Source organism: Flammeovirga sp. SubArs3, from assembly GCF_947387565.1.
GTDB classification, from domain to species: domain Bacteria; phylum Bacteroidota; class Bacteroidia; order Cytophagales; family Flammeovirgaceae; genus Flammeovirga; species Flammeovirga agarivorans.
In genome coordinates this window covers 418,410-435,147 of record NZ_CANDOA010000001.1, presented here as the reverse complement: position 1 = coordinate 435,147, position 16,738 = coordinate 418,410, and the positions used below count along the sequence as shown (strand labels likewise).

The 16,738-nt window shown below is 34.6% G+C and carries 11 protein-coding genes; 8 read left to right on the top strand and 3 right to left on the bottom strand.

The genetic code is table 11. From position 1 onward, the window contains the following. The first annotated feature begins 187 nt into the window (after positions 1–187). Entirely contained in the window at positions 188–838 is a 651-nt protein-coding gene (locus tag QL232_RS01775) for a DUF4382 domain-containing protein (RefSeq protein WP_281612813.1), read from the top strand. A gap of 57 nt (positions 839–895) precedes the next feature. Here the strand turns inward: QL232_RS01775 and wecB are convergent, their stop codons facing one another. Continuing rightward, on the bottom strand, positions 896–1,978 hold the full coding sequence (gene wecB, locus QL232_RS01770) for a UDP-N-acetylglucosamine 2-epimerase (non-hydrolyzing) (protein WP_281612812.1): 1,083 nt from the start codon (positions 1,976–1,978) through the stop codon (positions 896–898). A gap of 334 nt (positions 1,979–2,312) precedes the next feature. On the opposite strand from wecB, the gene QL232_RS01765 reads away from it, so the two are divergent. The 7 genes from QL232_RS01765 (at position 2,313) to QL232_RS01735 (ending at position 14,472) form a co-directional block, all read left to right on the top strand. Then, positions 2,313–3,290, top strand: coding sequence for an AraC family transcriptional regulator (locus QL232_RS01765; protein ID WP_281612811.1), 978 nt, complete (start codon positions 2,313–2,315; stop codon positions 3,288–3,290). Further along, positions 3,287–4,270 (top strand): AraC family transcriptional regulator, encoded by a 984-nt coding sequence (locus QL232_RS01760; RefSeq protein WP_281612810.1) that lies wholly within the window; start codon positions 3,287–3,289, stop codon positions 4,268–4,270. The genes QL232_RS01765 and QL232_RS01760 overlap by 4 nt, the downstream gene beginning before the upstream one ends. 300 nt (positions 4,271–4,570) lie before the next feature. Continuing rightward, positions 4,571–5,899 carry a caspase family protein gene (locus QL232_RS01755; protein ID WP_281612809.1) on the top strand — a complete coding sequence of 443 codons (1,329 nt, stop codon included), beginning with the start codon at positions 4,571–4,573 and terminating at the stop codon, positions 5,897–5,899. Further along, positions 5,899–6,915 carry a macro domain-containing protein gene (locus tag QL232_RS01750; protein WP_281612808.1) on the top strand — a complete coding sequence of 339 codons (1,017 nt, stop codon included), beginning with the start codon at positions 5,899–5,901 and terminating at the stop codon, positions 6,913–6,915. The genes QL232_RS01755 and QL232_RS01750 overlap by 1 nt, the downstream gene beginning before the upstream one ends. Positions 6,916–6,919: 4 nt before the next feature. Next, positions 6,920–7,429 carry a GNAT family N-acetyltransferase gene (locus QL232_RS01745; protein ID WP_281612807.1) on the top strand — a complete coding sequence of 170 codons (510 nt, stop codon included), beginning with the start codon at positions 6,920–6,922 and terminating at the stop codon, positions 7,427–7,429. Between the two features lie 183 nt (positions 7,430–7,612). Next, positions 7,613–9,472: a tail fiber domain-containing protein gene (locus QL232_RS01740; RefSeq protein ID WP_281612806.1), complete on the top strand. Its 1,860-nt coding sequence runs from the start codon at positions 7,613–7,615 to the stop codon at positions 9,470–9,472. 2 nt (positions 9,473–9,474) lie between these two features. After that, positions 9,475–14,472 carry a T9SS type A sorting domain-containing protein gene (locus QL232_RS01735; protein WP_281612805.1) on the top strand — a complete coding sequence of 1,666 codons (4,998 nt, stop codon included), beginning with the start codon at positions 9,475–9,477 and terminating at the stop codon, positions 14,470–14,472. Positions 14,473–14,561: 89 nt separating this feature from the next. On the opposite strand, the gene QL232_RS01730 is transcribed toward QL232_RS01735, so the two are convergent. Further along, positions 14,562–15,620, bottom strand: coding sequence for a TIGR03032 family protein (locus QL232_RS01730; RefSeq protein ID WP_281612804.1), 1,059 nt, complete (start codon positions 15,618–15,620; stop codon positions 14,562–14,564). Between the two features lies 1 nt (position 15,621). Then, positions 15,622–16,695 carry a hypothetical protein gene (locus QL232_RS01725; RefSeq protein WP_281612803.1) on the bottom strand — a complete coding sequence of 358 codons (1,074 nt, stop codon included), beginning with the start codon at positions 16,693–16,695 and terminating at the stop codon, positions 15,622–15,624. Between the last annotated feature and the right edge of the window lie 43 nt (positions 16,696–16,738).

The following is a 16,738-nucleotide window of genomic DNA, read 5'->3' as shown; positions in this document are numbered from 1 at the left end:
GTATAAAACAATCATTGTTACATCTTATTTATTATTAATAAAATTTAGCAGTGGTTGTTTTATTATCATCCGTCAATAAAATTTGACAAAAGGGGGAAGATGTATGTCAAAATTCCATAACAAATTTGTTGTAGTGAAAGAGGATTATGACTTTTGCGGCATATAAAAAAATGTACTGCAAAAAATTATGAAAAAAACATTACTAACAACCTTGGCATTTACTACGATTCTATTTGCCTCATGTAATAAAGATGAATCAGAACCGACTAATAATGCTTCAACAGGCGTTTCATTACAAGTTTCCGATTTCCAAATGGAAGGAGAATCTTCTGCAAGAATTCAATCAGAGTCACACCCAAGTTTAGAAGGAATTGATTCTGTCATTGTTGCTGTTGAAAGCTTAGAATTGGCTGTAGATGGAGTAACTGTACTTTACACTCAAAATGAAGGAGAAGGTTATATAGACCTATTAAGTTTTCAAAGTACTGATACGTTAATGTGGACAGAAGAAAACCTTCCTGCTGGCACGATTGATGAAAATGCTACTTTGCATTTAGTGAAGTTTGCAGAAAATCAAAAGGTAGTAGAAGAAGGTAATGTGGAAGCAGCATTACATGTTTCTCATGAAGATTTAGACTTTACCTTAACAACAGATTCTGAGAATGGAATTGAAGCAAATCAAAAATATGTGTTAAAGTTAGATATGGCTGGATCACTACGATTAGTTCATAAAGGAAATGAGGGTTACAACCTACAACAAGGAACAAAGGGCGCAGAAAAAACAGGTTCGTTGATTTTGCAAAAAGTTTCAGACGATAATGAAAATTTACCTGAATAAGGTAATCAATAATAAAAAAGATGGTCTTTGAATGTTTAAATTCAAAGACCATCTTTTTTATTGTGCTAATATTTCTAGAATTCTTTCGGTGGCTTTGCCATCCCATAACTTTGGAATCTGACCACTTTTATATGTACCCTCCTCGATCTGTTTCAGGTATTCTGAAATCTCTTCCATATCAAAATTGACTAATGTATTAGTCCCTTCTGTAATTGTTACAGGTCTTTCTGTATTTTCTCTTACCGTTAAACATGGAACCTTTCTAAAGGTCGTTTCTTCTTGTACTCCACCACTGTCAGTTAAAACAGCTTTTGCATTTTTTATTAGTGATTGGAACTCGAAGTAACCTAGAGGATGAGTGATAATCAGGTGAGGAATAGCTTTAAACTTATCCAATAATCCAGATTTTTTAAGATTGTTCATAGTACGTGGGTGTAAAGGAAGAACAACCTTACGTTTTTCAGTGAGCATATTTAGAAGCTGGTAGAGCTTATTGATATTTCGGCCAAAATCTACGTTAGACGGTCTGTGGAAAGTACACAAGTAAAACTCATCTTTCTTTACTCCAAGCTCACTTAGAATAGTAGAAGCATCGATGTCTTTTTCATAATGAACAAGGGTATCGATCATCGTATTACCAACATAGTGTAATGCAGCATCTACTCCATCTTTTTTAAGGTTTCTGATACCGGAATCTTCTGTGACAAAGCAGATATCAGAAATATTATCTGTGATAATTCTATTGTGTTCCTCGGGCATATTATGATCGTCTGATCTTAAACCACTCTCCAAGTGACCTAACTTGATACCTAATTTCTTCGCTGCAATTGCTCCAGCCATTGTTGAGTTAACATCACCGGGTACAATTAGAATATCTGGCTGACCTTTCCTTTCAAAAAGCTCCTCTAATTTTAATATAATTTGTGCGACTTGTGCGGCAGGAGTGAGTTGACCTATCCCAAGGTAATAATCAATCTCTAAGTTAAATTGATCGAAAAATACTTTGGACATATTGACATCATAATGTTGTCCTGTATGGATTATTTTGACATCCATATTATAGGCTTTTGCCAGTGTTTTAAAGCGAGTGACTTTAATAAAATTCGGTCGAGTACCAATCAATAAAAAAATCTTTTTCATAGATAAAAAGCATTTCGAATTCCATTTTTCAGAAAATAAAAAGCCAACGCTTGAAATAGGTTGGCTTTTATGTTTTTGAAGTTAAATGAAATTGGATGGAGTTAAATTATAATATATTGAAATGGCTATCATTGAGATAACCACCTGTTTTTCTTCCTTGATATATCTGTTTAACGGTACCCTAATGACGAATCCTTGCATAATGTTACTTTTCAATTTCATAATCCGACTGCAAATATTTTGGAGGAAATATGATTATTAAGTGTTTCTCGAAATGATATGAAGGTGACTAGTATAGAATTTTGTAAATTATTTATAGTGAATTTTATAACCTATGAGCTATACAAGTAACCATCATAAAAATGTATTAGAATTATGGAATGAAGGATTTCAAGGTAAGGTGAAGGATAATTGCCTTGTCTTTGATAATGCAAAGGGAAAAGGGAGTATTAAAAAATTTGTCTTTGAAAAAGAGGGCTATGAAATCCTAATCTTTGATTTTAATCTAAAAGAAGATCTAAGTTTTTATCGAGAAATCGATTTTGAAAATCAATATGTTGGGATAAAATTCACCTACCCGGGAGTTACCAAAATGGTTAGTACTTACCTTCAGAATGATGAATACTCAGACATTAGCAATGGCTCTTTTGGGGTTATATGTACGAACTTCTCTGGTCAGATGGAGTGGTCATATAATAAAGGAGTAGATAATAAGATTATCATCATTCGCATCAAGAAAACCAGGTTTTTAGAATTTAGTCAGCAATACGAAACAACCAGAGTATTGTTAGATCTCAGTAAATCGTTTTTCGTCTTTGAGGATCTAAATTTATTAATGACTTGGTATGTTGATGAAATATTTAGGTGTGATGAAACGGAGTTATTTCACAAAGAACGCTTACAAGCTATTAGTTCAGGTCTTATTAATAGGTTCTTCATGAGTATTGCTTCTAGAGAATTACCAAATACGAAAGATGAACTAAATAAATTATCTAGACCCGTACTCGAAACCTATGAAATTCTTAAAAAGACTTTAGATCGGGTAATCCCTATTGAGGAAATAACAAGAGAGGTAGGTTTAAGTGAAAGTCGGTTGAGGTATCTTTTTAAGCAAGCTTTTGGAGCTTCTGTAAGTAACTATCATCAGAAATTAAGACTAGAAAAATCCAAAGAATTATTAAAGCAAAATCATAAGACCAATTTACAAATAGCTATGGATTTAGGCTTCTCAAGTGCTAGTCATTATTCTGTTGCATTTAAAAAGTGTTTTAAAGAAACACCAAACGAATACCGAAAAAGAATAATAAGATGAATGATAAAGCCATAGAGACTACTTTAGATCGTTGGGCTTCTCATTTAGAGGTGACTAAAAAAGAAAATAAAGTAGTTGTAGATAATAATAAAGCAAAAGGATATATAGAAGCGATTGCTTTCGAAGAACTTGATGTCTTAAAGTTAGAGTTATACCTAAAGCAAGATCTCCCTTTTCGTCACCCAAATTTGGGACACTTACCTTATATAAGAATGTCTTTCTTAATGCCTTTGGAAGAAAAAATTGTTGAACAGAAAAAAGATGTACAAGATCCAACAGAGTTGTACGAATATAGTGAAAGTGGGTATGGAGTATATGTCACCAATTCTTCGAGAAGCTTTAAAATAGATTTTAAGAAAAGACCTCAATTACGTATTCTAGAACTCAGAATTTCAAAGGATCTTTTTAGGTCTTTTACTTCCCAGTCTAAGAAATTACAAAATCTAATGCCACAAGACGATTACTTTGTAGTGTTTGAGGAATTGGACCCTAAAGGAAGGTGGATGTTTGATACTGTTTTTAGTACAACAGAGAAGGATTATTATTACTTAGAAAGGATAAAAACGACCACCTTTGGATTACTTACACACTTCTTTATTTGTGTGAATAGTAGAGAAGTTATTGAAGCATCCAATAAATACCCGTTTAATATGGATGCAGTGTTACAGACTCAAAATTACCTTTACGAAAACTCAGATAGAGTAGTTACTATCAATGAAGTATCAAAGGAAGTGGGTTTAAGTGAGAGTCGATTACGTTATCTTTTTAAACAGGTTTTTGGTGTTTCGATCATGAGTTATCATCAAGATGTTCGGTTACATCAATCAAAAGAAATATTGAAATCTTTAAAAGTGCCTATTTCAGCTATTGCATTAGATTTTGGGTTCAATAGTGCAAGCCATTATACGACATCTTTCAAGAAAAAATTTAAGCTTACACCTAAAGAGTTTCAAGAAAAATATACAGCACAATTTATCTAATAAAAAAACACCTCGCTGACAATATCAACGAGGTGTCTCATGAACTTAACTCTCTCAATTTTTTTTCACTTATCTACTAAGCGCATTCATCTAACTTCTCTTATACTAACGGGTCTAATTTCAATTATGTTTCATGTTAAACAATAAAATAATGTTAAAAATCAAACTAATTTCAAGGTAACAAGATAATATTCAATAGGAATGCGATTAATGTGTACATATTCAAGAGTGAAGGAAAAATGTTGATACTAAAAAACTGAATTTTATTATCTTTAGATTCATAACACAAACTCGATGAACTTGACAACTAAATTTTTAATACTTTCCTTTTTTTTACCGTTTTTATCGATCGCACAAACGGAGCATCAAGAATTGGTCAATAGCCAACAATATGCATTGGTCATTGGAACTAACGATTACCAAGGAAAACCAGATTGGCAAAACTTAGAGAATGCAGAAAACGATGCGAAAAGTATTGAAGAAGTACTCAAAAAAGATTATTTCTTTAAAACTAAATTGCTACTTTCTCCAACAAGAGAAGATGTTGAGAAAGCAATATTGAGGTACAATAACATATTATCTGAACAAGACCGATTTTTAATATATATCGCAGGACATGGAGATTATGATGCTTCAAGTTTTGATGATGGATTTTTAGTGTTTAAGGATACTAAAACAGTAAAGAAAGATCCGACAAGAAATACATACCTACAGTACAAAAAATTAAGTGGGATGTTAGAAGCATTAAAAGCAAAACATGTTGCAATTGTATTAGATGTTTGCTTTGGAGGTAGCTTTAATGAGAACTTAAGAGATAAGAGTAGAAGTCGAGGAGCAGAAATGGATAGAAATACCATGAAATTCCTCAACAAGAAAATGCCTAAAACAACAAGAGTGTACTTGACTTCAGGAGCCTTGGAAGAAGTGCCAGATAATGGAGTAAATGGACATTCTCCATTTTGTAATGCAATTTTAAATACCTTGTGTCAAGAGGACCTAGAATTATTTACTTTATCAGATTTACATCACAGCACAAAAAGAACCCAGACAGAGAGTTTATATGGTTCATTTGGTAGTGATGATCCTGGTAGTGAATTTATTTTTAGTAAAGGCAGTAAGGTCAGTTTATCAGAAATGAACAATTCTCAAACTTCAACTTCTAGTGACATTAATGAGGAGATCGCAACAAGAGGAGTCAAGGAAGAGAAAGATATCAACTTATACACTATTGGGGTCATAATTATCCTACTATTAGTGTTTGTGATTTTGAAACTATTCTTATCCAACATAAGGAAGGTTGCTGCAGTACAACCTCAACCAGTAGAAACAGTAACTGAGGTAAAAGAAGAGAAAATCATTGAGCAACCAATAGTAAATTATGATGTGCTATCGGAGGAGGAAAAAGTAAAATATATCACGCAGAAAGATTTTACGTCCTTTAATGATCAACAATTGGAACATATCAAACATCAATTGAGCTTATATGAAATCTACAGAAAGAACCTGCACCATGCTGAAATAGCTGCTGCGAAACATGGTGAAAACATTCCTCCAATAGTATTACACAGAATGGAAGATGCCAAAAAAGGAATGAGGGAAGTAAAAAATAATCTATTAGCATTGTTATAATGATCGAATCACAAAATAAAGAATACTACATAGGAGGCTCCAAGTTTAATGTAATTTATGGGGATATCATTGAAGTGAAATCTGATGTAACCGTTAGCTCCGACGATAATTTTGTCAGTATGGGTGGTGGTGTATCTCGAAGAATTTTAAACGAAGGAGGAATAGAAATTCAATTTGATGCTCAGAAACATACTGACTTAAAATTGGGGGATGTTCTCGTAACGACAGCAGGAAGGTTATCCTCAAAATATATTTTTCATGCGATTACTATAGATTTTAATACTGGTGATATTGTCAATGTTGATGTATTGGAAGAAATCCTAGCGCGTATATTAGAATTGGGTAAATCTCTTCGTATTAGATCGATTACGTTACCTGCTATAGGGACTGGTACGGCAGGGTTTGAATTGGAGCAAGCGGTAAAAACAACGACTGAAACGATTTCTGAATTTTTGTATCAAAATACATGTATCGACGAGATCAATTTATGCTTATTACCGGGCGTTGCTAACAATGAAGATATGAATGCTCTTTTTGAAGGTGCTGTTGAATTTGCCTCTATCACTAAACAAAACAAAGAAATAAGAGATTTATTGACAGGAGTAAATAGTACTTTAAAAGAAAGAGGAAGTGTTGATAAAGAATTGATCAGTAGATTAGAAGTAGGGCTCAAACATATCGATGAGATGGAAATGGGACAAGATAATACTATTGCTGTCGCTACTATTCCTCACCTATTGGAAGATCTACAATTTTTAGAGGACTTGTACCATAATATCAATAATCATAAACATACTATTGAGCAATTAAAAGAAGATAAGAAAGTGTCTGAACAAGCATTAAATTACTATAACTCGGCATTAAGACACTATGAAATCGAAAAAGCAAAATATGGAGGAGAGATGGTTCCTTTTCAACTCATCACAAATATAGAGGATGCCAAGAAAGGAAGGGAGGAAACGTTGAATAAGATCACTTCAATAAATGATGAATTAAATAACTTTTTACAAGCTTAAAACAATGAATACAACAACTAATTTAACATACGAACCTTTAACAAAAGACCACTTAGAAGAAGTGAAAATCATCTATGATTACTATGTGAAAAATTCTACAGCAACTTTCCACATGGATGAAGTATTGATAGAAGAATTAGAAGCCTTTATCCCAATTGGAAGCAAAAAATACCCCTCATATTTAGTAAAAGAAGGTACTACTGTAGTGGGTTATGCCTATTTGGGCCCGTTTAAAAGTAGAGAAGCCTATAATCGTACAGCAGAAGTAACTATTTACTTGGACCATAAAGCCTCAGGAAGAGGAATCGCTTCTAAAGTGATTAAGAAACTAGAAATGGATGCACTGGAAGGAGATATGATCTGTGTATTGATGGCAGTAATAACAGGAGATAACTTAGCTAGTATTCGCTTATTTGAAAAGTTAGGATACGAAAAATGTGCACATTTAAAACAGGTGGGTGAGAAGTTTGGTAAAATCTTGGATGTGGTCGATTACCAAAAAATTATTCGATAGATTTTCAATTATTAACAAAAAAATACCCCAAAAGGGGGATATTCTAGATTAATGTAATTTCATAGTTTTACTAGCAAATTATTACGATGATATAGAGGAGGATTCTGCCCAACTGATTTCTTTATCAACTAAAAGTGTTTCTCCTCTGACAATTTTTAAACTTCATTAATTTTAGTAAACGCTATGAAAACATTAACTACACTCTTAATGTTACTTTTTGCTACGTCATGTCTTTTTGCCCAAAAAATCCCTTTTCAGGGTAAATTGTCGGCAGCAGACACGCTAGTAAACACTACTGTCACTTTAAACTTCTCTTTAGATGGAACCGACTGGTCTGAAGAGCATACTGGTGTAATGGTCACTGATGGGTTCTATTCAGTGGTTTTAGGTAGTATGGAGCCTATTCCTAACAACATCTACAATCAAGAAGGAGAAGCAATGCTTTACCTAAGTGTTGATGGTAATTCACTGGATCCAATTACATTATATGCTCCAATTGTAGGGGATTTAGGAGAAGGATCTAGCAACGTTAATCATGAAAATGGTGTGATGGCAGTAAGTATTATGCCCAACAAGATCCAATTAGATTCTGATGACGGATCAAAAAAGGCTCAATTAGAAATTGATAGCAATGGGAATGGTGGACTCGCTGTTTATGACCATCAAGGTAGAAACAAAGCATGGTTATATGCTTATGGAACGGATTCAGTAAATACTGGAGGTTTATTATCCATGTATGGAACAGAAAGTGGTGCTTGGGTTGGTACAGGCTTTAAAGTTTGGGAACCAACAAATCTTCCATTCTTTCACTTAGAGGGTTATCAAATCCCACATCATCCAATTGTAAACTTGGAAATTACTGATGTACAGGATAACACAGGTGGTGTAATCGGTGAAGGTGGATCACTTCGTTTATCTTCTTCTTTTGAAGGCTCTGATGCTGGTTTGTCGATGAATATCATTGCTGATGGGACAGACAGAGCAACGGGAGAAATGTTCTTATGGGGACAAAACACTCCAAATATCCAAATGATGGGTAAAACTTGGGAAAACTCAAACTATGGTCTATTGCAAGTTTATGGAGAGACAGGTGATGGCAATGGCTGGTATAGAAGCTTAGTAACCATGGAAGCTGTTTATGATGATTACATGGACTTAGACCAAGGGATGATTCATGTAAATAATACCAGTAATGATAGACACACATATATTGATTCTCATGGTATTTGGCATCGTTCGGAACAAGGAAATGGCGTTGGAATGTACCTGAAGGATTGGGATAACAACTTACCTATCTTACAATTAGAAGCAACTCCAGGGCATGACGATCCTAATGTCTTTATGGCTGAGGTAGTTATGGATGATGAAAACAGACAAGCAGGTAATCTTCATATTAGAGATGTTGATTCGAATTATTCTTCAACTTTTAACCATAGATCGTTAACCATCAACAACCACCAAAATGGATATTTTACAGGGATTGGTTACAACGATTTTATTATTGGTAAAGAATCTTATGGAGATATAGCTTGGTTGGGTACAGTGAATGATAGTACAAACAGCTATGGACAATTAGTGTTGAGACATACCAATGGTGCTGAATTGGCTTTAGATGTATATACTGATTTCTCTTTAGTTTCATCAGATAGAAGATACAAATCAAATATTACTCCTCTTACTTCTTCATTGGAGAATGTCATGAAACTACAAGGAGTTTCTTATTTATATAAAGCAGACGAATTCCCTAAAAAAGGGTTTGATAAAGATGTTCAAATCGGTTTGATTGCTCAAGAAGTTGAGCAAATATTCCCTGAGTTAGTAGAAACGGATGATAAAGGCTACAAATCTGTACACTATGCACAAACAGTGGCTGTTCTTATTGAAGCACTAAAGGAGCTTAATCAGAAGGTGGAAACTTTAGAAGCAGAAAACCAATCACTAAAGGCATCTGTTGAAAAGGCAAACCAAAATGAAGCAGATTTAAAAGCAATGAAACTTCAATTAGAGGTATTATCAAAAATCATCACTTCTTCATCTAAATAATCATGGAAAATACTTATTCAATTAGATGGAAGAGGTGGATTCTTTCTCTTTCCATACTATTTATCCCTTTTCTACTTTCCGCTCAGTACACAAATTACACCCCTTCAGGTAATTTAATGGGTGGTCAGACAAGTATAAATGGTGATTATCAGAATACCTCTTCTGTTGGCGGAAATAATCTGGCAACACAAGGTAATGGTTATACAAATGGTGATGTATTTATGGATGTAATGGCTACATCTGGAGATACTACGAACCTACCTCAACCTATTAATTTAGAAGTGACTGTTGATATGCGTTGGGCAATTGCTCAAGGTATTTTTGACCCAAGTTCAGACACGTTAGATATTGCAGGTTCCATGAATGAATGGGCCGGCGGAGATCTACTTTCAGATAATGGTGACAGTACTTACACTGTAGCATTTATGGGGCTACCTGATACGTATTATGAATACAAAATTAGAATTAATCAATCTTGGGATACCTCAGAGCTAAGCCAGAGAAACAACCGTTTTGTTAGCTTGGAAGAAGGGGACAATGCAGTCTATATTTATTATGATAATGAAGATTTAACCAATCCGGCATTAACGTTTAACCTAGACGGAACGTTACTTGCTGAGTTAGGTTTATTGGAAGATGGTACTACTCCTTTAGTAATCTTAGAAACGATGGAAGGGAGGGTACAATATCATATGACTGATCTAGGAGATAGTCAATACACTGCGACTTCGTATCAACTCACAGCGGATGATGATGTTTGGTATTACTATAAAGCGGGAAGCACTCAAGAATTTTACCTTAGAGAAAGAGCTTTCCCTCAAGCCAATCAGTTTGATGATACTTTCGATTTCACTGAATTATCCTTAAAAACGCTTTTCTTAAGTCTTGATATGAATGTTGAGATTGAGAATGGACGATTTAACCCTGACGAAGAATTTGTAGATATCGCTGGGGATTTCAACGACTGGCAAGGAGATGAATTGTCAGATGATGATATGGATGGTATCTACACTTTAGAAAAGTCATTCTTTGGTGATAGCACTTTCTTTATGAAAGCTAGAATCAATGGAAGTTGGGAGCTGGGATCACATGAGTTTAGAGGTGATACTAGTAGATTCTACACAATGGGCGAAGAAGATTCATTAGCGATAAGTATTGCCTATAATGATGAAAATGGAGCGTATCCTATCACATATTTCTACAGTGATATGAGAAAACAAATTCAGGATGGAAACTTCGATCCTGATGCTGATGTACCTACACTTCAAATCTTTAGAAATGATTTAATTCTGAATGAGTACATCATGCACCCAACCGAAGAAGAAGGCGTGTATATGGCACAATCTCAAGTTTTTGATGAAGGAGAGGAATATATGCATCGATTCAATTACATCAAAAATATTGATACATCACATGAACGTTTTATTGAAGGCTTTAATTCATATCACATCGTTACTGCTGAAGATAACTTCGAACGCCGTTGGTTTAACTATGATATCAATACATTTACATTTTATGTGGACATGAGAGCACCTATGATGAAAGGTGAATTTAATCCTAATGAAGATGAAGTTGATATTGCAGGAACCTTTAATAATTGGGGTGTAGATTCAGTGTGGACACTTGTAGATTATGAAGATGATTCGATCTATGTATATACTGCTGCTGGTTTTCCATTTGGAGAACATGAATTTAAAGCTAGAATTAATCAGTCATGGGAGCAAGGAGAACATGAGTTAGGAGAAGGTCCTAACCGTAAAATTTCCATACAAAATGATACTGCTACAATTCGTTTTGCTTATAACGACGAAGTGATAACGAATCCTCTTACAACGTTTAATGTAGATCTAACAAAGCAAGTAGAAGATGGGAATATGTTCTCTCCTCGAAATGTGGACGTAATGATTTACAATCCTTCGGATAGCGGAGAGGTAATGCTAACGCATCAGTTCAGATTAGCAGAAAGTGATGACAATATCTTTACAGGAAGTTATTATTTCAAAGAGTTAAACGAACAGTTCCTCTACAAATACCGCATTACTGAGATGGGAGATAGTAGCCGTATGGTATTTGAAGAGTTGGACTATAGAATGGATACAGTATCAAGTCAAGCCAATGTAATCAATGATCTATTTAATGATTCAGCATTTGAAACGACTGTAACGTTTGCGGTAGATATGAATTCTGAAATTGAACAGAATAGATTTAATGCGTCAATAGATGAGGTGGATATCGTTGGTGATTTCAACCTATGGGGAGATGAAGGTAGCTTAGTCTTATCAGATGATGATGCAGACGGTATCTATACTGGTATGTTATATTTCAGAGGTGGTAAAAATCTAGAATTTAAGGCCAGAAAGAATGAGTCTTGGGCGTCTGGTGACTTTGAGAAAATGGGAGATGATAACACCAGAGAGGCGATGGTTATCCCAGGTAAAAATAATGTGATTGAATTTACATATAATGATGAGTTAATCGAACATCCATTAGCTACTTTTGAAGTGGACTTTGAAAAACTTATTCATCAGGATAGTATAGACTTTTCTACACAGCACCTTGGTTTAATGGTCTATAATGGCAATCAAGAACTACAGCATGTATATCTTCTGGATCCGAAAGATGATGAAGTAACATTTACAGCGACTTCTAAATTAAAGGCTGTAAATGAGACATATTATGTTCAAGCAGTAGTTGCAGAAAAAGAAAATGATGAGATTGTTATTAGTGAAGACGTATTGCATGTATTCAATATGTCAGATACTGCAAATGTATTCTCATTCAGCTTCAATAATGAAACATTGGTTACTTCATTGGCGATTAATGTAGATATGCGTTGGATGTTACGAAATGACCAATTTGATCCATCAACAGATGATCTAGGTTTTGTGAGCGAATTGGCCAATTGGGGTATTGACTACGATGACCAATTGTTAAGTGATCCAGAGGCAGATTCTATTTATACACTTTTTGTAGATAGTATCCCGTCATTAACTTTTGAGTATAAGTTGAGGTTAAATAACTCTTGGGATTTTGTAGAAAATGATGGTGTTAATAGAGCAATTACACTAAATAAGGGAGCAAATACGATAGATGTTGTATACGGTTATGAAGACGTAGACCACCCTGAAACTATGATCTATGTTGATATGGCTAAGGAACGTATCGAAGGAACATTTACGGATACAACAATGCTATTCTTACAAGTATTTGAAGGTGATGATGTCTTAAAAAGTTACACGCTGACACATGACGATGGCTTTGTATACAGTACACCATCACAAGTATATGCAGCAGGAGAGGATATCTCATTCAAATTATTCTATGTTGACCCAACCCAAACAATTGTAGAGGAAACGGCCAAGACCAATGTTACTGTGAGTTCGCCGTTTGAAATCTATCACAGCTTCAATAATATAGACTATTATACCGGTTTAACTTTTGAAGTAGATATGAATGCCTTAATTGATCAAGGAAGATTTAACCCAGATGCTGATAAGGTAGATCTAGCCGGAGATTTCAATGGTTGGGGAGGTGATGCTGTTTACGAAATGTTAGACAGTAATAACGATGGAGTTTATACTTATGAACTTTCTATAGATAACCATGAGGTGGCGACATATAATTTCAAAACACGAATAAATGAATCTTGGGATGATCTACTACATGAATACCCAGGAGGTGGAATTACAAGATCAGTCACTACCTCTCCAGGAGAAACTATCAACTCTGCTTTCTACTTCGACGATGAAAATGCAGATAATACTGCAGTAATATTCAAAGTGAATATGAGTCGTCAAGTAGAGTTGGGTAACTTTGATCCTACCGTTGAAGGCAATGAAGTAAGAGTTAGAATCTTTGATGGTGAATTATTCTCATCATACCCATTAACCCAGGATGATAATGGATTGTATAGCTTCTTCTTCCAGAAATTTACAGATAATGAAGAATACAGCTACCAATTGATCTATCAATATCCTGATGGCGATGGTTGGGATGTAACAACAGAAGATATTAACCGTTCTTTCGTCAAAGAAGAAAGTCAGCAAACCATTTCATTGTGGTTCAATGATGAGCTGCCAGAACAACGATTTGATGCAGTATGGTTAGTGAATATGCAGTCTGCCATTACATTTGGTGATTTCGATCCTAACAATGATGTATTAACCATGAAAGGTAGTTTCGATAATTGGAATGAGGAGATCACATTATCGAAAAATGATACATCGAATGTATTTACAACATCTATTTCTCTTCCGGAAAGTATCATCTACTACCAGTTATTCGTTAATGGTGTTGCGGAGGCTTTTGTTGCTCAAGACAATAGTGATAACAGATCACACCACTTACAAGATGGGAATACCGTTATTGATGTAATATTTAACTTCGAAGAAGTACAACAAGTGGCTGATGAAGCTATTGAAGCTGTAGAGACAGATTCTGGTACTGTAGTGATCGAAGTAGCAGTAGAAGCATTCGAAGATTTAGAAGGTGAGGTAACTTACCAGGTGATGTTGGCCAATGGTGACCCACTTCCAGATTGGGTGATCTTTGACCCTGAAACATTAACATTCACTATAGATCCTTCAAAATTACCTAGTGGTACAAGAGTTCAAGATGCCATCAGTGATTTAGATATTATCATCTTAGCCAACGACGAAGAGGGAAAATCTGTAGCGGTAGAAGTAACACTGCCTACAGAGGAAATTATCTCTGATATTACTGACCCTGAAGATCCAGAAGGTCCAAATTCATTAGAAGACGATTTATTGAACCAAGTGAAAGTTTACCCGAACTTGGTCAATCAATTTACTTTAGTTGAAGTTCCAAATTCGGTAGAAATCACAGACCTAATCATTTCTAATGCAGCAGGTGTGAAGATCGATCAGATTGAAATAAAAGGATCGATGAAATTGGATATGGGTAAATACCCCGCAGGACTATACATTATGAGACTTCATGTGAATGATCAGTATATCACAAGAAAGATTATCAAAAAGTAACATTAAAAGTTAGTTTACATAGTATTAGTCTTAAAGAGCCATGATGTTTCATGGCTCTTTTTTTATTATAAAAATGATGTTTATGTTGCTTAATTTTCAACAGTAATCATTCTTTGGATATCGTCTTTCATAGTGCCAATTACAAGTGGTTTCTGAATGTTTGGCATGCTCATAACATCATAAAGTTCTCTTACAATGCCATTTAATCTGAGTTGTTCAACGACTTCTCCTGTTTTTAAAGAAATAATATTGAGACCACATTCAGCATCTTGTTGGTGTTTTTTGAGGTTTTCCTCTAATTGTAAACCTTCAAAGGCTTTGTTTTCTCTATGCTTTGATAAACCTACAATTGCATAGTCGCCAATGAAATTCATACCTCGAATAAAACCATTACAAAAGGTCATAGGAATAAATTTCTTCTGAGAAATATCAACATACCCAAAGTATCCACTACCGGCATCTAGAAGATACAATTTACCGTTATGAAGACGGGGAGAATGTGGCATAGAAAGGTTTTTGCAGACTACTTCATTAGTCTGAACATCCATCACTATACCTCCATTTTTACGGTGATCTCTCCAGCCTTGTTCAGTGTCTGTTTGTGAGACCATACTCACATATTTAGGCAACCCATTTTCAGCTGCTAACCCGTTGAGGTGGCAGCGATCTTCTGCAACTAATTTTGAAATAAATGGAGGTTTCCAGAGTGGCTTAAAACTATGTGTATCAGAAGTGGTCGCAAGACAATTAAATCTTGTATTGACAAATACAGGCTTATTTTTCGGTGTGATAATCATATCATGGATATCAATATCGCCTGTAGTATAAGCTATCTGGGGAATATATATTTTATCGTAATCTTTATATTTCTGATTATTGGGAACAGAATTTTCAAAGCGCCACACTTGGAACAATGAACTCATCCAAATAGAATTATCTTTTAGTGCCAATCCCATACACCTAGGGAAAGTACGTTCAGAAATACTGATTTTTTGAGTATCATCTAATCCGATCATAAATATCTTACCGACCTGATAAGTAGTAAAGGCGATACTTAGTTGTTGTTCTTTCAAGAAGTTACCAAAACCTTCGGTAGCAATTACTTCTAAAGATTTTCCATCTGACTTGATGTGTTGTAATGTATTCATTTTACAATGCCATTAAATATTTAGCGAACTCTGTAGTATCATCAAATCCGACCTTTTTCTTAATTCTTGTTTTTGTAACATTGATCGCATTGACGGAAGTATTTCTTAATACGGCCATTTCTTTAGAAGAAAGCCCAAGCTTGATGTACGAGCAAATTTCCCTTTCCGTCATAGATAAACTAGGGAAGTTTTGATCCAATTTGATATAAAAATCGGAATTCACAACATCCAAGCTTTCCTGTAGACGATCATTTCTTTGTTCATCTCTACTTTGCTGTTCCAAATCAAAGACCAATGATCGTACATCCTTTTGATATTCCCCTCCCTTCATAATGGCTCTGAGCTTTTCAATTGTTTGAAGTCTAAACTTTACCTTCATCTTATTGATCTCTTGGAGGAATTCTAAATCTTTCTGTTTAATTGTTAGATCATTATTGTATTTTTCTTTTTCGTATTTCAAAATAGCATCGTGCTGTAATCTAATCTCTTCTTGCTGATCAACCAGTAAGCTATTTTTAGTTTTTAATTTTTCTTTGAGAATAGATTGATGTTTGCCGAACTCAAAGAGTAACTTACTCAGAATAATGATCGAGATAAGCATACCACTATAATACACAAGTTTCTCTTGTAAAAAAGTGGGTTCAAATTTTAGAGGAGTGATGAATTCCGCAATCAAAACGAAAATAGAGGAAAGTATTACAAAAGGGAGTACTATCTTTTTTGTTTTATCTTTTAAAACAAGCACAGTAATTCCACAAAATGGAAACATTAAAAACTCAAAAGCTAAACTTGGATAAAACCATTTTGAGAGTGAGTAAATACAGGTAAAAGTAATAATAGCAAGTGCTGTTGCTAAATCATTTTTACCCCTAAACCCTAAGAATATATTGAAAATACAGATGGCTAAACCAGCAAAAAGTGAGTACCCAAAAATAGGAAGCTGTATATGGAACATCACAGCAATAGCAATGGGACATAAAATAACTCCAAAAGATGCTTGTCTAATGTTATAAATGCTTTCTAACTGTTCTTCGTCGGATAAGGCATTCCAATGACTACTTTTCGTTAATTGCATGTATAGTAAAGATGTCGGTTTCAAGTGATGTCGTGATTAAAAA

Excerpts from the sequence above, each read along its gene's own strand:
- QL232_RS01725 (WP_281612803.1), bottom strand. The coding sequence starts at position 16,695 with ATGCAATTAACGAAAAGTAGTCATTGGAATGCCTTATCCGACGAAGAA.
- QL232_RS01730 (WP_281612804.1), bottom strand. The coding sequence starts at position 15,620 with ATGAATACATTACAACACATCAAGTCAGATGGAAAATCTTTAGAAGTA.
- QL232_RS01775 (WP_281612813.1), top strand. The coding sequence starts at position 188 with ATGAAAAAAACATTACTAACAACCTTGGCATTTACTACGATTCTATTT.
- QL232_RS01735 (WP_281612805.1), top strand. The coding sequence starts at position 9,475 with ATGGAAAATACTTATTCAATTAGATGGAAGAGGTGGATTCTTTCTCTT.
- QL232_RS01750 (WP_281612808.1), top strand. The coding sequence starts at position 5,899 with ATGATCGAATCACAAAATAAAGAATACTACATAGGAGGCTCCAAGTTT.
- QL232_RS01765 (WP_281612811.1), top strand. The coding sequence starts at position 2,313 with ATGAGCTATACAAGTAACCATCATAAAAATGTATTAGAATTATGGAAT.
- QL232_RS01745 (WP_281612807.1), top strand. The coding sequence starts at position 6,920 with ATGAATACAACAACTAATTTAACATACGAACCTTTAACAAAAGACCAC.
- QL232_RS01760 (WP_281612810.1), top strand. The coding sequence starts at position 3,287 with ATGAATGATAAAGCCATAGAGACTACTTTAGATCGTTGGGCTTCTCAT.
- wecB (WP_281612812.1), bottom strand. The coding sequence starts at position 1,978 with ATGAAAAAGATTTTTTTATTGATTGGTACTCGACCGAATTTTATTAAA.
- QL232_RS01740 (WP_281612806.1), top strand. The coding sequence starts at position 7,613 with ATGAAAACATTAACTACACTCTTAATGTTACTTTTTGCTACGTCATGT.